This window comes from Oleiharenicola sp. Vm1, from assembly GCF_047777955.1.
In the GTDB taxonomy this organism is placed as follows: domain Bacteria; phylum Verrucomicrobiota; class Verrucomicrobiia; order Opitutales; family Opitutaceae; genus Didemnitutus.
Genome location: NZ_CP180537.1, coordinates 1,003,688 through 1,025,822 on the forward strand (window position 1 = coordinate 1,003,688; position 22,135 = coordinate 1,025,822).

15 protein-coding genes, 2 pseudogenes and 1 riboswitch are annotated in these 22,135 nt (G+C 71.0%); of the genes and pseudogenes, 10 read left to right on the plus strand and 7 right to left on the minus strand.

What is annotated here, in order from left to right; translation table 11 throughout:
• Window positions 1-188: 188 nt before the first annotated feature.
• Window positions 189-2,198, plus strand: coding sequence for a tetratricopeptide repeat protein (locus ACMYLB_RS05415; RefSeq protein WP_415909932.1), 2,010 nt, complete (start codon window positions 189-191; stop codon window positions 2,196-2,198).
• Here ACMYLB_RS05415 and ACMYLB_RS05420 read toward each other — a convergent pair.
• Together ACMYLB_RS05420 and ACMYLB_RS05425 are read right to left on the minus strand one after the other, a co-directional pair.
• Window positions 2,190-2,351, minus strand: a complete 162-nt coding sequence (locus tag ACMYLB_RS05420) for a LuxR C-terminal-related transcriptional regulator (RefSeq protein WP_415909933.1) — start codon at window positions 2,349-2,351, stop codon at window positions 2,190-2,192. The genes ACMYLB_RS05415 and ACMYLB_RS05420 overlap by 9 nt on opposite strands.
• A 184-nt stretch (window positions 2,352-2,535) precedes the next feature.
• Window positions 2,536-2,892 (minus strand): annotated as a pseudogene (locus tag ACMYLB_RS05425) (response regulator); the annotation flags it as partial.
• Window positions 2,893-3,034: 142 nt separating this feature from the next.
• On the opposite strand from ACMYLB_RS05425, the gene ACMYLB_RS05430 reads away from it, so the two are divergent.
• The 4 genes from ACMYLB_RS05430 to ACMYLB_RS05445 all read left to right on the plus strand — a co-directional run bounded on the left by ACMYLB_RS05430 (window position 3,035) and on the right by ACMYLB_RS05445 (window position 10,149).
• Window positions 3,035-3,901, plus strand: a complete 867-nt coding sequence (locus ACMYLB_RS05430) for an alpha/beta hydrolase (RefSeq protein ID WP_415909934.1) — start codon at window positions 3,035-3,037, stop codon at window positions 3,899-3,901.
• A 26-nt stretch (window positions 3,902-3,927) separates the two neighbouring features.
• Window positions 3,928-7,092 (plus strand): TonB-dependent receptor domain-containing protein, encoded by a 3,165-nt coding sequence (locus tag ACMYLB_RS05435; protein WP_415909935.1) that lies wholly within the window; start codon window positions 3,928-3,930, stop codon window positions 7,090-7,092.
• Between the two features lie 77 nt (window positions 7,093-7,169).
• Window positions 7,170-8,420, plus strand: coding sequence for a dicarboxylate/amino acid:cation symporter (locus ACMYLB_RS05440; RefSeq protein WP_415909936.1), 1,251 nt, complete (start codon window positions 7,170-7,172; stop codon window positions 8,418-8,420).
• A 19-nt stretch (window positions 8,421-8,439) separates the two neighbouring features.
• A complete protein-coding gene (locus tag ACMYLB_RS05445; protein WP_415909937.1) occupies window positions 8,440-10,149 on the plus strand; it encodes a gamma-glutamyltransferase family protein in 1,710 nt (569 codons plus the stop codon).
• Between the two features lie 155 nt (window positions 10,150-10,304).
• Here the strand turns inward: ACMYLB_RS05445 and ACMYLB_RS05450 are convergent.
• The 4 genes and pseudogenes from ACMYLB_RS05450 to ACMYLB_RS05465 form a co-directional block, all read right to left on the minus strand.
• Window positions 10,305-11,224 (minus strand): annotated as a pseudogene (locus tag ACMYLB_RS05450) (LysR family transcriptional regulator).
• A gap of 64 nt (window positions 11,225-11,288) precedes the next feature.
• Window positions 11,289-14,354, minus strand: coding sequence for an efflux RND transporter permease subunit (locus ACMYLB_RS05455; RefSeq protein WP_415909938.1), 3,066 nt, complete (start codon window positions 14,352-14,354; stop codon window positions 11,289-11,291).
• Between the two features lie 12 nt (window positions 14,355-14,366).
• A complete protein-coding gene (locus ACMYLB_RS05460; RefSeq protein WP_415909939.1) occupies window positions 14,367-15,467 on the minus strand; it encodes an efflux RND transporter periplasmic adaptor subunit in 1,101 nt (366 codons plus the stop codon).
• 16 nt (window positions 15,468-15,483) lie between these two features.
• Window positions 15,484-16,026: a MarR family winged helix-turn-helix transcriptional regulator gene (locus ACMYLB_RS05465; protein ID WP_415909940.1), complete on the minus strand. Its 543-nt coding sequence runs from the start codon at window positions 16,024-16,026 to the stop codon at window positions 15,484-15,486.
• A 162-nt stretch (window positions 16,027-16,188) separates the two neighbouring features.
• Window positions 16,189-16,301, plus strand: a riboswitch (TPP riboswitch).
• A gap of 66 nt (window positions 16,302-16,367) precedes the next feature.
• Here ACMYLB_RS05465 and ACMYLB_RS05470 point away from each other — a divergent pair.
• Entirely contained in the window at window positions 16,368-17,648 is a 1,281-nt protein-coding gene (locus tag ACMYLB_RS05470; protein WP_415909941.1) for a TonB-dependent receptor plug domain-containing protein, read from the plus strand.
• Entirely contained in the window at window positions 17,645-18,496 is an 852-nt protein-coding gene (locus ACMYLB_RS05475) for a hypothetical protein (RefSeq protein ID WP_415909942.1), read from the plus strand. Before ACMYLB_RS05470 ends, ACMYLB_RS05475 begins: the two co-directional genes overlap by 4 nt.
• 140 nt (window positions 18,497-18,636) lie before the next feature.
• Here the strand turns inward: ACMYLB_RS05475 and ACMYLB_RS05480 are convergent, their stop codons facing one another.
• On the minus strand, window positions 18,637-18,969 hold the full coding sequence (locus ACMYLB_RS05480; RefSeq protein ID WP_415909943.1) for a DUF4286 family protein: 333 nt from the start codon (window positions 18,967-18,969) through the stop codon (window positions 18,637-18,639).
• A 146-nt stretch (window positions 18,970-19,115) separates the two neighbouring features.
• Between ACMYLB_RS05480 and ACMYLB_RS05485 the strand changes: the two genes are divergently transcribed.
• The 3 genes from ACMYLB_RS05485 (at window position 19,116) to ACMYLB_RS05495 (ending at window position 22,119) form a co-directional block, all read left to right on the plus strand.
• Window positions 19,116-19,292, plus strand: coding sequence for a hypothetical protein (locus tag ACMYLB_RS05485; RefSeq protein WP_415909944.1), 177 nt, complete (start codon window positions 19,116-19,118; stop codon window positions 19,290-19,292).
• Window positions 19,289-21,214, plus strand: a complete 1,926-nt coding sequence (locus ACMYLB_RS05490; RefSeq protein ID WP_415909945.1) for a prolyl oligopeptidase family serine peptidase — start codon at window positions 19,289-19,291, stop codon at window positions 21,212-21,214. Before ACMYLB_RS05485 ends, ACMYLB_RS05490 begins: the two co-directional genes overlap by 4 nt.
• Before the next feature lie 95 nt (window positions 21,215-21,309).
• Window positions 21,310-22,119: a hypothetical protein gene (locus tag ACMYLB_RS05495; protein WP_415909946.1), complete on the plus strand. Its 810-nt coding sequence runs from the start codon at window positions 21,310-21,312 to the stop codon at window positions 22,117-22,119.
• Window positions 22,120-22,135: the final 16 nt, after the last annotated feature.

Genomic DNA, 22,135 nt, shown 5'->3' on the forward strand with positions numbered 1-22,135 from the left:
CGAGGTCCGAAAAATTCTTTCGAAAAGATTCAACGTTTTCCTCCGGCCCGCGTCTTTCCCGTCGATATTTCTTACGGTTTGCTTGGTGTTAGGTCGTGAAGGGGTCGCCGGCAGAGGCGGCCCCTTCATGTTTTCGGGCCCGGGGAATTGGCGTTGAAAGCCGGCCCGCCTTCTGCCGACCTGCCGCCGTGCTTCGTTTCGTGCGCTGGTGGCTCTTGATCCTCAGCTGGCCCGCCTGGCTGGCGGCGCAACCGGCGCCGCGCACCGTCAAGGACGCGGGACCGCCCATCTCCACCGCGACCGACTCGGAGACGCCCGACGGCGACGAGGTCTGGGAATCCGCCCGCCAGACGCTCGCGCAGGCCCCCAACGAGACCGAGGCCCTGCGCGCGCTCGTCACGGTCGTGAACCTCCAGCGCCGCCGCGGTGACTACGCCGACGGCATCGCCGGGGCGCGCGACGGCCTCGCGCGCGCGCGCCAGCTAGGCGACGCTCGCCTGCAGATCGACTTCCTCTACCTCCTCGGACGGCTCTACTGGAACCTGAGCGACTACCCCGGCTCGCTCGAGCGGCACCTCGAGGAACTGCACCTCGCCGAGGCGCTCGGCGATCCCGCCATCCTCGCCCGCACCCACGGCGGGCTCGGGCTGACCTACCAGCGCTACGGCCGCGACGAGGACGCGCTCCAGCATTTCAACCGCGGCCTCGACTACGCCGCGCGCGCGAAGGACGAGCGCATGCGCGCCAGCCTGCTCAACAGCCTCGGCAACTACTACCTCGGCCGGCGCGACTACCCGCGCGCCATCGCGATCCATGAGGAGGCGCTGCACCTGCGCGAGGGCTACGGCAACCGCCGCGCCATCGCCGAGTCGCTCACCAACCTCGGCCTCGCCGCCGACGCCCAGGGCGACACCGAGAAGGCGCTCAGCTACCTCAACCGCGCGCTCACCACCTTCGAGGCGCTGAAATACCGCCGCTACATCGCCAACACCCACCGCCGCCTCGGCACCATCCTGCGCCACGCCGGCCGGCTCGACGACGCGCTCGCGCACCTGCTCACCGCCCTCCAGGTCGCGGGCACGCTCGAGAGCGCCGAGGTCCTGGCCGAGATCCATCGCGAGCTCGCGCTCACCTACGAGGCGCGGGGCGAACTCGCGCTCGCGCTCGACAGCCAGCGCAAGCTCGCCGCCGCCACCGAGCAGCTCCAGCGCGAGGAGGACCGGCGGCGCATGGACGAGCTGCGCGCCCGCTACCGCGAGGAACAGCGCGAGCTGCAGATCCGCCTCCTCCGCCGCGACCAGGACGTGAAGGCGGCCGAACTCGAGCAGCGCCGCTCGCAGAACCTCGCCCTCGCCGCCGGCCTGGTCGGCGGCGTGACGCTGCTCGGCGCCGTCATCGTCATCCAGCTCGTGCGCCTGCGCGCCGAGCGCAAGATGCGCGCCGCCACCGAGCGCGCGCGCGCCCAGGCCGAGGCGGCCGAGGCGCTGAAGTCGCGCCTGCTCCAGATGGCCTCGCACGACCTCAAGGTCCCGCTCACCGCGCTCAACGCCACCGCCGGCCTCATCGCGCGCGCGCCCGCGGACGAGGCGAACGTCCGCCGGCTCGCCGCCGGCATCCAGGCCGACACCGCGCGCATGCGCACCCTCGTGCGCGACTTCCTCGACGCCTCCGCGATGGAGGAGGGCAACCTCCAGCTGCACACCAGCGAGGTCGACCTCGCCGAGCTCGCGCGCAGCGCGGTCGAAAGCCTGCGCCCGATCGCGGCGCAGAAGGAGCAGCCGCTGGCGCTCGTCGCCGCCCCCGCGCCGATGCCGCGCGTCCTCGCCGATCCCGAGCGCCTGCGGCAGGTCTTCGACAACCTCATCGGCAACGCGCTGAAATTCTCCCCGCCCGGCGGCGCCGTCGCCGTCGCCCTCGGCGAGGCCGGCGCCTGGGCGTTCGCCGAGGTGCGCGACAGCGGGCCCGGGCTCGGGCCGGCCGACTTCGCCAAGATCTTCGCCCCCTACCAGAAGCTCTCGGCCAAGCCGACCGGGGAAGGGGAGGACTCGACCGGCCTCGGGCTCTTCATCGCCCGCGAGCTGCTCACGCTCCAGGGCGGACGCCTCGAGGTGCAGTCGCAGCCCGGCAAGGGCGCGGTCTTCCGCGTGCTGCTGCCGGTGGCCGCCCGCGAGCCCGCGGGCGCGGCGCGTTCAGCCTAGACCGTTGCGCAGGCACCAGCGCACGAGCGTCGGCACGTCGTGCAGGCCGAGCTTGGCCAGGATGCGCGCGCGGTGCTTCTCGACGGTGCGCGTGCTCAGGTCGAGCTGCGCGCCGATCTCCTTCGACACCATGCCGCGGGCGACGAGGCGCACCACCTCGCGCTCGCGCTCCGACAGCGCCTCGGCGCCGAGGCGGGGCAGGGGGCTCGTTGGCCAGCGACGGCACGGGCGGCGGCACCGTGGCGGAGAAGAACATGCCGCCCTCGAGCACGCATTGCACCGCGCGGTCGATCTGCTCGAGCGGGGAGTTCTTGTCGACGAAGCCCGCGACGCCGAGCGCCACCAGCTCCGCCGGCAGCTGCGCCTCGGGATGGGCCGTCAGGATCACGACGCGCGTGGTCAGGCCCCGCTCGCGCAGGCTCCGCACGATGTCGCGGCCGTCGAGGTCGCGGAGGTAAAGGTCGGCGATGAGCAGGTCGGGCGGGCTGGCCAGGCAGGCGGCGAGCGCGTCGGCGCCCTGGGCGAAGTCCTGGAACACCCGCGGCTGGAAGCGCTGCTGCAGCGAGGCCTTCAGCAGGCCGCGGAAGGTCGCCGTGTCGTCCACGAGGACGAAGTGCGGGGCGGCGGTCGCGGCGGGGGGCATCTCGGAGGTCAGCACACGCAAGTCATAGCAAACTGCAAGCGTGCCGCGCATTGCGTAGAACTACGCCCTGCCCCGGTGCAATCGCCCGGCTAGGCGCGCGCGGGAATCCCCGGTAGCTTATGACCAACCCCGGACACAGTCCCGCGTTGCGCCCCCCTGGCGCGCTCCGCTGGCTCTCCTTTCCCCTTTTTCCATGCCTCGCCTGACGACTCTCGGTCGCCTCCTGTTCCTCCTGTGCGGTGCGTTCGCCGTCGCCTTCAGCGCCGCCGCCGGCGAGCGCGGCCGCCTCACGATCACGCACGGCGGCCACGAGCTGCCGGTGTGGCACTACCGCCCGGCCGGGCTGCCGGCGGATGCCCCGGTGCTGTTCGTCATCCACGGCGTCGGCCGCAACGCGGAGGATTACCTCAACGACTGGGTCGAGCTGGCCGACGCGAAGCGGTTCCTGCTGGTCGTGCCCGAGTTCACCAAGAAGGAGTTCCCCGGCGAGGAGGGCTTCAACTCCGGCAACCTCTTCGACGCCGCCGGCCGGCCGGTGCCGCGCGAGGCGTGGTCGTTCAGCATGATCGAGCCGGCCTTCGACGCCGTGCGCGCCCAGCTCGGCAGCACGCGCCCGGACTACTGCCTCTACGGCCACTCGGCCGGCGCGCAGTTCGTGCAGCGTTTCCTCTACTTCGTGCCCGATGCGCGCGTGGCGCGGGCCGTCGCCGCCAACGCCGGCTGGTATATGCTGCCGGAGCTCGAGCGCGCCTTCCCCTACGGGCTGAAGGGCACGACGGCCGACGCCGCGGCGCTGCGCCGGGTATTCGCCTTCCCCTTCAACGTGCTGCTGGGCGACGCCGACACCGACGCCAAGCACCCCGCGCTGCGCCATTCCCCCGAGGCCGACGAGCAGGGGCCCTACCGCTTCGCCCGCGGCCAGTTCTTCTTCAACCGCGCCAAGGCCGCCGCCGCCGCGCTCGACACGCCGTTCCACTGGATGCTGTCCATCGCGCCCAACGTCGCCCACAACAACAAGGGCATGGCCCCCTACGCCGCGCGCCTGCTTTTTCCGAACTGACCCTAGCCACCCAACACCCCCAGCCCATGAACCACGTCCCGCGCACCCTCCGCCTCGCCGCCCTCCCGGCGTGGCTCGCGCTCGCTCCGCTCGCCTTCGCCCAGACCGCCGCGCCCGCCCCGGCCGTCCCGGGCGAGGAGCAGCCCGTGAAGCTCGACCAATACATCGTCACCGGCTCGAACCTGAAGCGCCTCGACCAGGAAAAGACGCTCCCCGTCACCGTCATCGATCGCGAAGCGATGGAGGTGCGCGACGCCGCGCAGCCCGCCGACCTGCTCATCTCCCTGCCGCAGATCACCGGCCTGCCGGGCAACGAGACCGCCACGCTCGGCGCCACCGCTCGCGGTGACAACTCCTCCAGCTCCCTTCGCGGCCTGCCCTCGAGCAACACCCTCATCCTTCTCAACGGCCGCCGCCTGCCGCCGCACCCGATCTCGCAGTCCGAGGCCGGCGTCCCGACCCTCACCACCAACGTCAATATCCTCCCCAACCGCGGCATCGAGCGCATCGACGTCCTGCGCGACGGCGCCTCCTCCATCTACGGCACCGATGCCGTCGCCGGCGTCGTGAACTACATCATGCGCCGCGAGTATCGCGGCACCGAGCTGCAGCTCCGCTACGGCGAGACCCGCTACGGCGACGGCGCCGACGCCCGCGTGGCGCTCACCCACGGCTTCGACTTCGCCGGCGGCAAGGGCCGCGGCATCGTCACGGTCGACCTCTACCAGCGCGATGCGACCTACGCGCGCGACCGCGCGTTCATGGCCGAGGCGGACATGAGCTACCGCGCCCCCGCGCCGTGGAACGTCTCCACCAACACCACCTTCAACGCCCGCTCGGCCACCAGCGAATACGGCAACTACACCCTCGGCACCGTGAACAGCAGCGGCGTCTTCACCGCCGGCCGCACCGCCGGCATCCCGTCGACGCTGGCCGCGACTTCCGGCCAGTTCTTCCTCGTGCCGACCGCCACCGGCGTCGGTTTCCAGACCACGACCCCGAGCCGCGCCGGCATCACCGGCACCTACTACTGGAACAACAACACCTACCGCGTCCTCCAGCCCGAGTCGAAGCGCGCCAACGTCTTTGCCGCCGGCGAATACGACCTGCGCGAGAACCTCACCGCCTTCGCCGACTTCAACTTCTACCGCGCGCACTCCGTCACCTACCGCGAGCCGGACGGCATCACCGCCTCGACCGACGGCAACATCATCGTGCCCGCCACGAACCCCTACAACCCGTTCGGCACGCGCTACTGGTCGCCCACCGGCGCGCCCAACGCCGACGGCTCCGCCCGCCTCACCGGCACGCCCGCCGCCGTCCTCATCAGCAACAAGCGCCTCACCGACCTCGCCACCCGCACGTCCACCGTCGACAACACCGTCTACCGCGGCGTCGCCGGCCTGCGCGGCAAGCTCTCCGGCTCGTGGTCGTGGGAATCCGCGCTGCTCTACGGCGAGTCGCGCGTGAAGGACGACGAGGCCGGCCCGTCGAGAAAGAGCCTGCTCATCGCCGCCATCAACCAGACTGATCCCGCCCTGGCCTTCAATCCCTTCACCCGCACCTTCGCCGTCCAGAACGGCACGCTCGTCGTCACCGGCGACTACCAGAATCCCGAGAGCGTGCAGAAGACCTTCCGCTCGCAGTTCATCCGCGAGGGCATCACCAAGCTCGGCAGCTGGGACGCCCGGGCCAGCGGCGACGTGATCGATCTCTGGGGCGGCAACACCATCGGCCTCGCCGTCGGCGGCGAGTATCGCCGCGAGGTCTACGACGACTTCCGTCCGCCCTACGCCGGCCTCAACCCGCCGGACTCCGGCCTCGATCCGGCCGCAAACGACTTCCTCGGCTTCTCGCCCAATTCCGACACCCACGGCAACCGCCACGTCACCGCCGCCTACGCCGAGACCGTGATCCCGCTCGTCGGCCGGAAGTTCAAGCTCCCGCTGGTCGAATCGCTCGAGCTCACCGCTTCCGCCCGCCACGAGAGCTACACCGACTTCGGCGACACCACGAAGCCGAAGTTCGGCGTCAGCTGGCAGCCTGTGCGCTGGATGATGGTCCGCGGCTCCTACAACGAGGGCTTCCACGCGCCCAACCTCGCGCAGCTCTTCACCGGCACCCTCATCCGCACCGTCACCGGCAGCACCGACACCTACCGCAGCACCGTCACCGGCCTGCCGACCGACGGTCCGTCCAACCGCCGCAGCATCGCCTCCGGCAACCCGAACCTTCAGCCCGAGGAGGCCAAGGGCAAGTCCGCCGGCGTCGTCGTCGACGTCCCCTTCGTCAAGGGCCTCTCGCTCGGCGTCGACTACTGGGAAATCCGCCAGAGCAACGTCATCGCCTCCTCCGGCTCCATCGCCGACGACACCGCCGCGCTGCTCGCCGCCACCCAGGCCGCCCTCGCCGCCGGCCAGAACATCAACGCCATCGACCTCGGCTCCGGCACCGCGAACTACCAGGGCGACCCCGCCGTCGTCCGCCTGCCCGTCACGCAGGCCGACCGCGACTTCTTCGCCGCCTACAACGCCTCGCGCACCCCGGGCAACCAGCGCGCGGTCGTCGGCGCCATCGATATCCTGCGCACGACTTACTTCAACAAGGCCTCCGAGTTCGTGAACGGCTTCGACTTCGACCTCAGCTACCGCTTTCCGAAGTGGTCGATCGGCAACTTCACGTTCAACACCACCTGGACCTACCTGAACGACTTCCACGCCTACAACTCCGCCACCGGCCCGCGCGTCGACCTGCGCGACTCGAACACCTCGAACGTCGGCGGCGCCACGCCCAAGTGGCGCGGCAACGCCTCGCTCACCTGGCGCCGCAACCAGTGGGGCGCCGGCCTCGCCGGCTACTACACCGGCACCTACACCGACGTGAACGCCACCACCACCCAGGCGACCTGGGAGTCGCTCGGTTCGCCGACCTACATCGTGCCCGTCTCCTCCAACGGCACCACCACCTACCGCTACAAGGTCCGCGATTCGATCATGACCAACGCCTACGTCTCGTATCGCCTCAAGACGAAGAACAAGTGGACCAACGACACCACCATCCGCGTCGGCGTCGTGAACCTCTTCGACCGCGTCCCGCCGCTCTCCGCCGATTCCCGCGGCTACGACCCCTCCGTCTACAACCTCATGGCCCGCGGCCTCTCGTGGTCCGTCCAGCTCACCAAGAAGCTCTGAGCTGACCCGGAATTGCCTCGCCCCGCGTGACCCGCGGGGCTTTTTTCCGCCCCGCCGCGACCCCGCCGGCCTACCCCATGAAATATCTGCGCCACCTCTACGTGCAGGTGCTGCTCGCCATTGGCGCGGGCATCCTGCTCGGCCACTACCAGCCCACGCTCGGCGCCGACCTGAAGCCGCTCGGCGATCTGTTCATCAAGCTCATCAAGATGCTGATCGGACCGATCATCTTCACCACGGTCGTCTCCGGCATCGGCGGCATGGGCAACCTCCGCCAGGTCGGCCGCGTCGGCCTCAAGGCGCTGATCTACTTCGAGGTCGCCACCACGCTCGCGCTCATCATCGGCCTCGTCGTCGCCAACGTCTTCCAGCCCGGCGCCGGCGTCCACGCCACCGCCGCCTCGCTCGACGCCGCCTCGGTCGCGCAATACGCCAAGGCGGCGAAGGAGATGTCGTTCGCCGACTGGGCGCTGCACCTGATCCCCAACACCTTCGTCAGCGCCTTCGTCGAGGGCGAGATCCTCCAGGTGCTGCTCGTCTCGCTGCTCTTCGGCTTCGCCCTCGCCAAGCTCGGCGACAAGGCGCGCCCGCTCGTCGACCTGCTGCACGAGGTCTCGAAGGCGTTTTTCATGATGGTGAACCTCGTCGCCCAGCTCGCGCCGATCGCGGCGTTCGGCGCCATGGCCTTCACCGTGGGCAAATACGGGCTCGGCTCGCTCAAGTCCCTCGCCGGCCTCATGGCCTGCGTCTACCTGACCTGCATCGTCTTCATCGCCGTCGTGCTCGGCCTCATCGCGCGCGCAGGCGGCTTCTCGCTCTGGAAAATCCTCAAGTTCATCCGCGAGGAGCTGATGATCGTCATCGGCACGTCGTCCTCCGAGGCCGGCCTGCCCGGCCTCATGACCAAGATGGAGCGCGCCGGCTGCGCACCGCAGGTGGTCGGCATCGTCGTCCCCTCGGGCTACTCCTTCAACCTCGACGGCACCTGCATCTACCTGACCATGGCCGCGCTCTTCATCGCCCAGGCGACCGACACGCCGCTCGACCTCTGGCACCAGCTCGGCCTGCTCGCCGTGCTGCTCCTCACCTCGAAGGGCGCGGCGGGCGTCACCGGCAGCGGCTTCATCACCCTCGCCGCCACGCTCTCGGCCACCGGCCACGTGCCGGTCGCGGGCATGGCGCTCATCCTCGGCGTCGACCGCTTCATGTCCGAGGCGCGCGCCATCACCAACTTCATCGGCAACACCGTCGCCACGCTCGTCATCGCGAAGTGGGACCGCGCCTTCGATCCCACGGCCGAGGGCGCGCGCCAGGTGCTGCGCTCATAGGCCGCCTCCGTTCTCCGCCATGCTCCGCCTCCTCCGCCGGTCTTTCGTTCCCGGCCTCCTGTTCCTCGTCGCCGCGCTCGGCGCGGCCGCCGCCGTCCCCGTCCGCGTCGAGCCCGTCACCGCGCCGCACGGCATGGTCGTGGCCGGCCATCCCGAGGCCGCGCAGGCCGGCGTCGAGGTCCTGAAAGCCGGTGGCAACGCCATCGACGCCGCCGTCGCCGTCTCGCTCGCCCTCGGCGTGGCCGAGCCCTACGGCTCCGGCCTCGGCGGCAAGCTGATGCTGCTCTACCACGACGCGAAATCCGGCCGCACCTACGCGCTCGACGCCATGGACGCCGCACCGTCGGTCGACGTCGCCGCCTACGTGAAGCGCCCCGACGAGGTCCGCAGCTACGGCTACGGCTCGGTCTGCGTCCCCGGGCTCGCCGCCGGCCTCGCCCTGGCGCACGAGAAGTGGGGCCGGCTCAAGTGGGCCGACGACGTCGCGCCGTCCATCCGCCTCGCGCGCGAGGGCTTCACCATCCTGCCCAAGACGCGCGACTTCTTCGCCGAGCAGGAGAAGAAACTCCGCCGCGGCGACGCCGAGATCGCGCGCCTCTACCTGCCCGGCGGCGAACTGCCCGCGGTCGGCACGCGCCTGGCCAACGCCGACCTCGCGCACACGCTCGAGCTCGTCGCCGCCCACGGCCGCGACGGCTTCTACCGCGGCCCGGTCGCCGCGGCGATCGTCGCCGCCTCGGCGCGCGGCGGCGGTGCGATCACGCTCGACGACCTCGCGCACTACGAGGCGCGGGTGAGCGAGCCGCTGACGCTGGACTTCCGCGGCTACCGCCTGCTCGCCGCTCCGCCGCCCGCGAGCGGCCCGGCGCTCTTCCTGACGATCCTGAAGGTGCTCGAGGACCAGGATTTCGGCGGCGGTCCCCTCCGCCGCGCCGACAACCTCGACCTCCTCGGCCGCACCTGGCGCGTCGTCTCGCCGCTGGTCTACCGCGACATCGCCGACGCCCCGCAGGCATGGTTCAACTTCGAGAAACTCGTCGCGCCCGACTCCATCGCCGCGCTCCGCGCGCAGGTCCGCGCCGCGCGCCCCGCGCCGGCGAAGTCCGCCGCCTGGCTCGACGACGGCGGCTTTTCCTCCGACACCGCCGCCGCCACGACGCACTTCGCCGTGGCCGACGCCGAGGGCAATTTCGTCTGCGCCACGCAGTCGCAGAGCCTGCACTTCGGCGCCGGCGTCGTGCCGCCGGGCACGGGCGTCGTCATGAACGACTCGATGAGCAACTTCTCCTTCAGCGAGCCGCGCAGCCTGAACTACCTTGCGCCCGGCCGCCGCTCGCGCAGCACGATCTCGCCGCTGCTCGCCTTCCGCGACGGCCGCGCGGTCTTCGCCATGGGCATCCCCGGCGCCGCGCGCATCCCCACCGCCATGCTCCAGGCGCTGCTGGACCACATCGTCCTGCGCCGCTCCTTCGCCGACGCCATCGGCGACACGCGCGTGCACTGGGACAACAACTGGCGCCGCGGCGACGACGACACCGTCGAGGCCGAGCGCTCGCTGCCGGAGTCCGAGGTCGTCGCGCTGCGCGCGCTCGGGTGGAAGGTCGACCGGAGCGAGGCGCCCGGCACCGGCCGGCGCTTCGGCGGCATCAACGTCATCGAGCGCCATCCCGACGGCAGCTACACCGGCTACGCCGACCCGCGGCGCACCAACGCCGCCGTGGGCTACTGAGCCCGTCACGCGGACGACTCGCCGCCGCCGTCGCACACGACGAGCAGGGTCAGGAGCGCCAGAATCACGATCGAGGCCACGGTCACGCGCGCAGGATAGCAGGCCGGCGCGGCGGACGGAAATACCTTGCGGGGGCGCCGTGCGATGCCGCGGCGTTATGGCGCGAGCGGACGCGCGGCCCGCGCCGGGAGATCGGCCTTGGCGTGGCGCCGCAGCACCTGGACGAATTCCTGGAGCAGCTTGGACTGTTCCTGCCGGTGCCAGACGGCGCAGAGCTCGATCGGAGCGCAGTCGCTCGCGGCCCAGCTGAGCTCGCCGTGCAGCGGCGGCACGATGTATTCGGGCAGCAGCACGACGCCGTAGCCGCTGGCCACGCGGCCGAGGATACCCTCGAGCGCCGAGGCGGTCGGCCCGAGCTTGGGCGTGAAGCCGCTCAGGCGGCAGAGGCGGTTGAGGAAGGCCACGTATTGCGGCGACTCGCGGCGGTCGACCGTGATCCAGGTGTCCGCGGCGAGCTCGGCGAGGCGCACGCGCTTGCGGCCGCGGAGGGGATGGCCGGGGGAAAGACGACGACGAGGTCCGAGCGGAAGAGCAGCAGCTGGTCGAGCTCGCGGCGCCCGCCGATGAGCTCGCGGACGGCGAAGCCGAGGTGCACGCGGCGGTCGCACACCAGGGCGAGCTGGTCCTGGAGCTTGCGGTCGTGCAGCACGACCTCGGCGCGCGGGAACTTCTTCCGGAACTCGTGGAGCGCCGCCGGCACGAGCCAGCCGCCGAGATGCCAGTCGTTGCAGAGGATGAGCTCGCCCGCGGTGCCCTCGGTGACCTCGCGCACCGAGGCGGTGGCGATGTCGACCTGCGCGAGGATCTTGCAGGTGTGGCTGTAGAACGTCCGGCCGGCGTCCGTCAGGTGCACGCGCACGTGGTTGCGGTCGAGCAGCGTCGTGCCCAGCTCGGCCTCGAGGGCGCGGATCTGGCGGCTGAGGGCCGGCTGCGCCACGTGCAGCTGCTCCGCGGCGCGGCTGAAGTTCAGCAGCTCGGCGACGGCGCGGAAGTAGCGGAGGTGGCGCAGCTCCATGCGCCGGCACGCTAGGCCGGACGCCGGAGGTTGCCAAGAGCCGGGGGTGCGCGGGGGTTGCTTTTTAATGGGCGGCGGGTGACGCGGGCGGCCGGGCGATGAAGGTGTAGAAGACCGGCACCACGAAGAGGGTGAAGAGCGTGCCGATCGCCATGCCGGTGGCGATGACCAGGCCCATGCTGAAGCGCGCCTCCGCGCCGGCGCCGCGGGCGACGACGAGCGGCAGCACGCCGAGCACCATCGCGGCGGTGGTCATCAGGATCGGGCGCAGGCGCACGCCGGCGGCGTGCTCGATCGCCGCGCGCACGCTGCAGCCGCGCCCGTCGCGGGTCTGGTTGGCGAACTCGACCATGAGGATGCCGTGCTTGGTGATCAGGCCGACGAGCGTGATCAGGCCGACCTGGGTGTAGATGTTCAGCGTCGCGGCGCCGAGGAAGAGGAACACCAGCGCGCCCGCCAGCGAGAGCGGCACGGCCATCATGATGATGAACGGATCGCGCCAGCTCTCGTATTGGGCGGCGAGGACGAGGAAGATGACGACGATGGCGAGGGCGAAGGCGCTCATGAGCGAGCTGCCCTCCTGGACGAACTGCCGCGACTCGCCCTTGAAGTCGTAGCTGAAGCCGGAGGGGAAGAGCTGCTTCGCCTCGCCGGTCAGCCAGGCGAGCGCCTCGCCCATCGCGAGGCCGGGGCGCGGCACGAGGCCGAGCGTGGCGGAGTTGAGCTGCTGGAAGCGCGCGAGATTGCGCGGCTGCGTGGTCGGCTGGAGCGTGGCGATGCTCGAGAGCGGCACCAGCTCGCCCTTGCCGGTGGAGACGTAGTAGCTCTCCAGCTGGTCGGGCGTGAGGCGGGAGAGGCGCGTGACCTGCGGCGTGACCTTGTAGGCGCGGCCCTCGAGCGAGAAGCGGTTGACGTAGCCGCCGCCGAGCATCGAGCCGAGGTCGGCGCCGAGCTGGGCCATGTCGATGCCGAGGATGGCGGCCTTGTCCTTGTCGACGACGATGTCGGTCTGGGGCATGTCGTATTTCAGCGCGTTGTCGGCGTAGACGAACTTGCCGCTGGCCAGGGCGCGGCGGGTGAGCTCGTCGGCGACCTCGACGACGCGCGCGTGGTCGGCGGTCGAGCTGACGACGAACTGCACCGGCAGGCCGCTGCCGGCGCCGGGCAGCGCGGGCGGGAGCACGGCGGCGACCTTCAGGCCGGAGATGCCGGCGGCGAGGGCGGAGAAGTGGCTGGCGACAGCCGCGGCGCTGCGGTGGCGCTGGTCCCAGGGCGCGAGCACGAGGCCGGTCATGCCGCCGGACGGGCTGGGCAGCCCGGCGCTGGGATCGAAGCCGAGGACGGAGAAGTCGATCCGGGTCTCGGGCAGCTCCTTCTGCACGAGCGGGTAGAGCGCGCTGGTGTAGCGGTCGGTCTGCTCGAGCGAGGCGTTGGGCGCGCCGCTGATGATGCCGAGGACGAAGCCGCGGTCCTCGGCCGGCGCGAGCTCGCTCTTGGTCAGGAGGAAGAACGGCACGATGCTGGCGAAGATCAGCGCGGCCACGACCAGGACGGCGGCACGGTTGTCCAGCACGTGGTCGAGGAAGCGCTCGTAGGCGCCGCGGAGCTTCTCGAAGCTCGTGTCGAGGAAGTGCTCGATGCCGTTCGGGTTCGGGTTGTGGCGCAGCAGGCGCGAGCTGAGCATGGGCGAGAGCGTCAGCGCGACGAAGCCCGACACCAGCACGGAGCCGGCGAGGGTGAAGGCGAACTCGCGGAAGAGCGCGCCGGTGACGCCCGACTGCAGGCCGATCGGCGCGTAGACCGCGGCCAGCGTGATGGTCATGGCGATGACCGGGCCGACGAGCTCGTGCGCGCCCTTGAGCGCGGCGTCGACCGGCGGGAGGCCCTCCTCGATGTGGCGGTGGATGTTCTCGACCACCACGATGGCGTCGTCGACCACCAGGCCGATCGCGAGCACCATGGCGAGGAGCGTCAGGAGGTTGATCGAGAAGCCCAGCGCGATCATCAGCATGCCGCAGCCGACGAGCGAGAGCGGGATGGCCACGATGGGGATGACGACGGAGCGGAACGAGCCGAGGAAGAGATAGATGACGACGATCACGATCAGCATCGCCTCGAGCAGCGTCTCGATGACCTCGGTGATGGACGCGTTGATGAACTCCGTGGCGTCGTAGAGGATGCCGCCCTTCAGGCCGGCCGGGAACTGGGCCACGAGCTCGGGCCAGACGGCGCGCACGCGCTTGATGACGTCGATGGAGTTGGCGGTGGGCAGGACGCTGATGCTCATGCCGGTGGCGACGTTGCCGTTGAAGGTGAGCTTCGAGCTGTAGTCCTCGGCGCCGAGCTCGACGTTGGCGATGTCGCCGAGGCGCACGATGCGGCCGTCCTTCTCCGCCACGACGATCTGGCGGAATTCCTCCGCGGTGTGCAGGTCGGTCTTGGCGGTGAGATTGACGGTGATCATCGCGCCCTTGGTCTGGCCGACGGCGGAGAGGTAGTTCTGGGCGGCGAGCTTGGCGCGCACGGCGGAGGGGCTGAGGCCGAGCGCGGCCATGCGGTCGTCCTTCAGCCAGATGCGCATGGCGAAAGTGCGGCCGCCGAGCACCTCGACCTTCTGCACGCCCTCGACGGTGGAGAGCTTGGGCTGCACGACGCGCACGACGTAGTCGGTGATCTGGTTGGCGGCGAGGCTGTCGCTGGAGAAGCTCAGATACATCGACGCGGTGGTCTCGCCGACGGCGACGTCGAAGACCGGGTCCTCGGCGGCGGCGGGCAGCTCGCTGCGCACGCGGTTCACCTTCGAGGTGATCTGGGTGAGCGCGTCGTTCGGGTCGTAGTTGAGGCGCAGCTTGGCCGTGATGATCGAGACGTTGGGCGCGCTGACGGACTCGACGTAGTCGATGCCGTCGGCCGAGGCGATTTCGCGCTCGAGCGGCGTGGTGATGTAGCCGCGGATGAGGTCGGCGCTGGCGCCGGGGTAGGTCGTGGTGACCTTCACGACCGCGTTGTTGGTCTGCGGGTATTGGCGGACGACCATGGCCTTGAAGGCCAGCCAGCCGCCGAGCAGGAGGAAGAGGTTGACCACCGTCGCGAGGATGGGACGGCGGATGAAGAGATCGGTGAAGCGCATGGCGGCCTTCGCTCAGCTTTCGTTGGGTTGCGGCGCGGCGCTGGCGTCGGGGGCGAGGGAGTTGTCGACCCGCACCGCGCTGTCGTTACGCAGCTTGATCTGGCCGGAGGTGACGATCACGTCGCCCGCCTGGAGGCCGGTGCGCACGCGGGTGAGGTCGCCGCGCGTGCCGCCGGTCTTGATGAAGCGCTGCTGGGCGACGTTGGCGGCGACGACGTAGACCGTTTCCCCGTAGGGGTTGTAGACCACGGCGGCGGCCGGGATCACGAGCGCGCGCTCCTGCGCGGGCAGGACGACCTCGACCCGGGCGAACATGCCGGGGCGGAGCTTCTCGCCGCGGTTGGGGAGCGTGGCGCGGACGTCGAGGTTGCGGGTGGCGTCGTTCACGCGCGGACTGAGCGCGGTGATCTTCCCCTCGAACGACTCGCCCGGGTAGGCGTCGACGGTGAGCCGGACGGGCTGGTCGACGGCGAGGCGGGAGATTTCCTGCTGCGGCAGGGAGAAATCGACGTGGATCGGGTCGATCGACTCGAGCACGGCGATGGCGTCGCCCTTGCTGAGGAACTGGCCGGGGTAGACCTGCACGATGCCGAGCCGGCCGGCGAAGGGCGCGACGATGCGCTTCTTCGCGATCGTGGCCTTCAGCTGCGCGACGGCGGAGCGGGTCTGCTGGAGGGTGGTCTCGGCGGTGTCGAGCTCGGTCTGGGTGTTGGTGCCGTTGGCGCGCAGCTCGCGGGCCCGGCCGACGTTGATCTCGGCCAGGCGCGCCTGCGCCTCGAGGCCGGAGAGCTGGGCGTCCTCGACCGAGGTGTCGACCTGCACCAGCACCGCGCCCTGGTCGACGGCGCTGCCGGAGGTGGCGACGACCTCGCGGACGAGGCCCTCGGTCTCGGTTTTCACCACGATGCCGCGGTGGGTCTTGAGCGAGCCGACGGCGTTGATCGTGTTCGGCCACGCCTCCGCCCGCACGACGGCGGTGCTGACCGTCACCGGTGGCGGCTTGGCGGCGGCCATGGCGGCCATCGTCCGGCGGACGACGAGGAATTTATACCCGAAGATCGCGCCAAACACGGCGGCGGCGATCAACGCGACGAGGAGGGTGGTCTTTTTCATGCACGAGAGGGGAGGATCAGGTTTCGAGAGTGACGGCGCCTTCCTGGAGCAGCGCGTAGCCGCTCAGGAGCGCGTCGCGCGCGCGGGTGTCGACGAAGCGCGTGAGCTCGTGCAGCAGGCGCACGAGCCGGAGCGCCGCCGGCTCGACCAGCGCGCGGCCGCTGACGGTCAGCCGCACGAGCACGGTGCGGCGGTCGTGCGGCCCGCGGGCGCGCGCGACGAGCTTCCGGGCGGAGAGATGGTCGAGCGCCTCGGCGATCGCGGCGCGCGAGACGCCCGCGTGCAGGGCGAGGTCGGCCGCGCCGGCCGGCGCCGGTTCGAGGCTGAAGAGCACGAGCAGCACGCCGAGCTGGAGCTCGCTCAGCCGCAGCGGCTCGAGCGCCTGGTGCACCGCGCTGCGCAGGAGCGCGCTGGTGTCGAGATGCTCGATCACCAGCCGGCAGCGCTCGGCGTCGAAGCCCACCCGCTGGCGCGCCAGGCTCAGCAGCGTGTGGACGGCGAGCGTGCCCGACCGTTTCAGGGGACGGGAGGGATGCCGCGGGGAATCGCTCGTGGTCATGGGGCGACCAGTCTAGCGCCGGCCGCGGGCGGCGGGAAATGCTTCCTCCCTCTCGCTGTCATGCCGGCCCGGCATCGCTCCGCCGGCCCCGTCCGGGGTCGGTCCCGACCGGTCATAACCGAACTTGGGCTTGCACGGCCGGGCGGCGGGCGTTTCGTTGCGCGTTGCCTGTAGGGGTGTCTTCCGCGGAAGGCTGAGATTGCGGTGCGAACGGCCGCTCGACCCTTGGAACCTGAACGGATCATGCCGACGAAGGAAACAGCAGGCGCTCGCGAACGCGCCAGGTGGCGCCGGAGCGGCGCCCCTTCAACGGGAGTCCGATTCGGTCCGGGCATCAACCGATGCAACTCCCGACACGAATCACCTCCATCACCCTCGCGCTGACGGCGCTCGCCGTCGCCCGGGCCCAGACCGCGGGCGCGCCCGCCGCCGACGCGCCGCCGGTCAAACTCGAGCCGCTCCGCGTCACCGCCGACCTCTGGCAATCGCCCCTGGCGCAAATCCCCGCCAGCGTCTCCGTCTACGACGCCGACGCCCTGCGCACCGGCGTCGTCCGCCACTTCGGCGACCTGGTCGACCAGATCCCGAACCTCACCTACACCGGCGGCACGTCGCGCCCGCGCTACTTCCAGATCCGCGGCATCGGCGAGAACTCGCAGTTCGAGGGCGAGACGCCGGACTCGGCCGTGCGCTTCCTCGTCGACGACTTCGACTTCACCGGCCTCGGCACCGTCGCCAGCACCTTCGATGTGCAACAGGTCGAGGTGCTCCGCGGTCCGCAGGCCGGCGCCTTCGGCGCCAACGCTGCCGGCGGCCTCGTCCGCCTCGTGACCAACGCCCCCACGCCCGTCTGGACCGGCTCCGCCGAGGCCACCGTGGGCGGCGACGACCTCCGCAGCGGCGCGTTCGCGATCAGCGGCCCGCTCCTCGCGGCGCAGCCGGAGGAGCTCATGGCGCGCCTCGCCGTGCAGCAGACGCGCGCGGACGGTTTCCGCCGCAACGTCACGCTCAACGCCGACACCAACGCCCGCGACGAGACCACCGCGCGCCTGCGCCTCACCTGGAACCCGAACGACCTCTGGCGCTGGGACGCCGCGCTCTTCGCCGCCGACTTCGACAACGGCTACGACGAGTTCGCCCTCGATAACAACGGCCGCCTGACCTACAGCGACCAGCCCGGCCGCGACGAGCAGCGCTCGCTCGCCGGCAGCCTGCGCGGCACCTACCGCGGCCTTGACGGCGCGCGCCTCACCACCGTGACGAGCGTCGCCCGCACGCGTTCGCGCTACGCCTACGACGATGACTGGACTGCCGCCTCCTACATGGGTTTCTCCGACCTGCACCGCTCGCGCTGGGTCGTGAACCAGGAGCTGCGCCTCGACTCCGAGCCCGGCCACGCGCTGAGCGCGATCGACCGCTGGACCGCCGGCGTGTTCTATTCCGACGTCGGCGAATGGACGCGCTACACCGACGAGGATCCGTGGGACCTGCGCGGCCTGAAGACCACCTACCGCGCGAAGAACGCCGCGCTCTTCGGCCAGCTGCAGCACGACCTCTCCCCGCGACGCGCCTCGTCGTCGGCCTGCGCACCGAGCGCATCAAGCTCAGCGGCGACGGATTGAAGACGCGCTACGAGAAATGGTCCGGCAACTGGCGCGCCCCGGTCACGGTGCAACCGGCGTTCCGCGACACGCTGTTCGGCGGCAAGATCACCCTCGAGCACGACCTCGACGCGCACGCTCTCGCCTTCGCCTCGCTCACCCGCGGCTACAAGGCCGGCGGCATCAACGTCGACGCCCGCATCGACGTCGGCGCCGATCCGCTCACCTACGGCACCGAGACGCTGTGGAACTGGGAGGCCGGCCTGCGCGGCCACTGGCTCGAGCGCCGCCTCACCGGCGAGGTCACCGCCTTCTACCTCGCGCGCCGCCACACCCAGGTGCGCGACTCCGCCGGGTTCGGCGGCAACTACCGCTTCTTCACCGACAATGGCGACGCCGCGCACGTCGCCGGCCTCGAGGCCGCCGGCGCCTACGCGCTCGCGCGCGACTGGACCGTCCGCGGCTCGCTCGCGCTCATGCGCTCCGAGCTGGATCGCTTCACCCTCGCCAACGGCAACCCCGGCGGCGGTCGCGACCTCGCCAACACCCCGCACTACGGCTACACGCTCGGCACGCGCTACGGTGCCGCGGCGGGCTTCTTCGCCAGCGCCGAGCTCGTCGGCCGCGCGGAGCAATTCGACTCCAACAACCAGAACGAGGCGCGCCGCGCCTTCCACGTCGTCAACGCCAGCCTCGGCTACGCCTGGCGCGAATGGACGCTCACCCTCTGGGCCAAGAACCTCCTCGATGAAACCTACGACAAGCGCGTCTATTTCTTCGGCAACGCGGATCCCGACTACATCGAGACCCGCTACGAGGATCGCGCCGACCCGCGCCAGATCGGCGTGACGGCCAGCTACCGCTTCTAGGCGGCGCGGGATCGCGCTGTAGGGCGGGGTCTCCCGACCCCGCCGTCCTTGGCCTGCGACACCGTTCTCGTGGCGGGGTCTCCCGACCCCGCCCTACAACGGCTGGCGCGCGTCTGTCCGGGATCGTCGCGACGGGGTGGTCACTCGCCGCCCAGCTCGGTGGCGATCTCCGCCACCTGGCGCGCGTAGGTGACGCCGCTCTCGGGCGGGAAGTGCTTCAGACCGTCCGCGCGCAGGCGCGGCGCATGGTCGCGCACGTAGGCGTCGAAGGCCTTGCGCGAGGGAAACACGTATTGCGTCTCGACCACCGCCGGCGCGGCGTCGCTTTCGCGTTCGGGCAACACGATGCGCACGGACGTGGCGCCGCCGGCCATGACCTCGGCGACGTGGTCGGGCGTTAGCCAGGAGAGAAAACGGCCGCGTTGCGGGAGATCCTTGCAGGTGGCGCGAACGGTGTAGAGCAGGGCGGGCATGGGAGCGGAGAGCTGAGGACAGAAGACAGAGGTCGGACGGTCTGACAAGCGGCGTCGCGCCCGCGCCCGGCCCCGGCGGGGTGATTTCGGGCGGCAAAACGGACGCTTTCCTTATGACGCGTCCTCGCTACGTTCGCGGCTCCCCTATGCTTCGCTCCCTCGTTCGCGGCCGCTGCGCCGCCCTGTGTGTCACGTTCATCGCCCTGGCGGCGGCCGCCGCCGCCGCGGACCTGCGCCCGCTCTCGCTCGACGACATGTTCAAGCTCAAGCGCGTGTCCGATCCGCAGATCTCCCCGATGGCCGCCACGTCGTCTACGTCGTGACGGAGGTGCTCTTCGCGGAAAACCGCACGCAGTCGGACCTCTGGATCGCCGACACCACCGGCGGCGCCGTGCGCGCGCTGACCTCGACGTCGAAGAACGAGCGCCACCCGCGCTGGTCGCCCGACGGTAAGTGGATCGCCTTCGAGTCGAACCGCGTCGGCGACGACTACCAGGTCTTCGTGCTTCCGGCCGACGGCGGCGAGGCGCGGCAGGTCACCTCGCTCGCCACCGGCGCGACCTCGCCCGTGTGGTCCGCGCAGGGCAACCAGATCGCGTTCGTCTCGGAGGTGTTTCCGGAGTTTTCCGAGAAACCCTTCGCCGAGGCGGACAAATTGAACCGGGAGAAGCTCGACGCGCGCGAGAAGAGCAAGGTCAAGGCCCACATCGCCACGCAGCTGCTCTACCGCCACTGGGATTCGTGGGTCGAGGACAAGCGCCAGCAACTCTTCGTCGTCGCGGTGCAGGACGGCGCCGCCGTCGGCGAGCCGCGCAACGTCACGCCCGGCGAGAACGACGCCGTGCCGACCTCCGACACCTTCAGCGCCGGCGACGAGTTCGCGTTCTCGCCCGACGGCAAGTTCCTCGCGTTCACCGCGCCGCCGCTGCCGACGCGCACGCAGGCCTGGAGCACCAATCACGACATCTGGCTCGTCGACCTCGCCACGCTCCAGCGCCGCCGCCTCACCAGCGCGCCCGGCGCGGAGGGTTACCCGCGCTTCTCGCCCGACGGCAAGTCGCTCGCCTACCGCGCGCAGGAGCGCAGCGGCTTCGAGGCCGACCGCTGGGAGCTGAAGGTGCTCGACCTCGCCACCGGCCAGTCGCGCCGCCTCACGCAAACATGGGACCGCTCCGCCGAGGCGTTCGTCTGGGCGCCGGACGGCCGGAAACTCTACTTCACCGCGGAAGACGCCGGCGTCGAGCCGGTGTGGTCGCTCGACGTGCAGGGCGGCGCCGCGCCGACGCGCATCACGAGCGGCGGCGGCGTTATCGGCAGCCTCAGCATCACGGCCGACGGCGGCGTGCTGGCGTTCACGCAGGCCAGCGCCACGCGGCCCGCGGAGGTCGCGGCGATGAACCTCGCCGGCGCCGCCGATGCGGTCGCTCCGCGCCTCCTCAGCCACGCCAACGACGCGCGGCTCGCCGGCATCGCGATGAACCGCCTCGAATCCGTCACCGTGGCCGGCGCCGGCGGCACGCCGGTGCAGATGTGGCTGCTCAAGCCGCCGGGCTTCGACCCGGCGAAGAAATACCCGCTGGTGTTCTGGGTGCACGGCGGCCCGCAGGGCGCGTGGATGGACGCGTGGAGCACGCGCTGGAATCCGCAGATCTGGGCGGCGCAGGGCTATGTGCTCGCGCTGCCGAATCCGCGCGGCTCGACCGGCTTCGGCCAGAAGTTCACCGACGAGATCTCGCGCGACTGGGGCGGCAAGGTCTACACCGACCTCATGGCCTGCATGGACTGGCTGGAAAAACAGCCGTTCATCGACGCCAAGCGTGCCGCCGCCGCGGGTGCCAGCTACGGCGGCTACATGATGAACTGGTTCCAGGGCCACACCGACCGCTTCCGCACGCTCATCACGCACTGCGGCGTGTTCAACCTCTCCAGCATGTATGGCACGACCGAGGAGGTGTGGTTCGACGAGTGGGAGCACGGCATCCCGTGGGAGACGGCCGACGCGGACAAGTTCTCGCCGCACAAGTTCGCCGCGGCCTTCAAGACCCCGAATCTGATCATCCACAACGAGCACGATTTCCGCGTGCCGATCAACCAGGGCATGGAGCTCTTCACCACGCTCCAGCGCCGGGGCGTGCCCTCGAAGCTCATCATGTTCCCCGACGAGGGCCACTGGGTGCTCAAGCCGCAGAACAGCGAACTCTGGCACAAGGAAATCTTCGCCTGGCTGGCGGAGTATCTGAAGTGATGTAGGGCGGGGTCTCCCGACCCCGCCGCGAACGTGGCAGGATGTCCGCACCACGGCGGGGTCAGGAGACCCCGCCCTCCACGATTCTCGCTCCCATGCTCGCTTCCCTCTGGAAACGCCTCCGCACCGACTCGCCGCGCTGGGCGCAGCGCCTGGGGCTGACGCGCGAGCATTTCGCCATCGCCAGCCGCCACGCCCGCGTGCGCGCGGCCTGGGCGCCGCACCTGCGGGCGAGCCGCGAGGCGATCCTAGCGGCGACAGAACGCTGCGCCCGCCGCGAGCGCGCGCTCGTGATCGGCGCGGGAGACTGCCTCGACGTGCCCGTAGCGGAACTGGCCGAGCGCTTCGCGCAGGTCACGCTCGCCGACATCGTCGTCAGCGCGACCGCCAAGGACTGGGCGAGGCGCCTGACGGGTCGCGTCCGCTGCGAGCGCTGGGACGCCACCGGCGCGCTGGTCCGCCTCGCGGAGGTGCGCGACGTGATCGCCGCCGTGGACGCGCCGAAGCTTTTCGCCACGGCCGACCCCGGGCCGCCGCCGGGCGGCGAGCCGGATTTCGTCGTCTCGGCCAACTGCCTCTCCCAGCTCGGCCTCGTGCCCGCGCACTCGCTGCCCGCGGCGGAGAAGGACAAGGGCCTGCCCGAGCGCTGCGCCAAGGTCGCCGCCCGCCGCCACCTCGACTGGCTGGCCGAGCGCCGCGGCGCGGTGCGCGTCCTGCTGGTCGACGCCGCGCGGCTCGACCTCGCGCCCGACGGCGTGACCGTCCGCAAGACCGACACGCTCTACACCCGCTTCGGCCTGCGTCCGCCCGACCGCACCTGGCGCTGGAACCTCGCGCCGATCCCGGAGTGGTCGCCCGACTTCCACCGCGTCCACGACGTCGGCGTGTGGATCGACGGGCCGTGAGCGGCGCCGTTTGGTC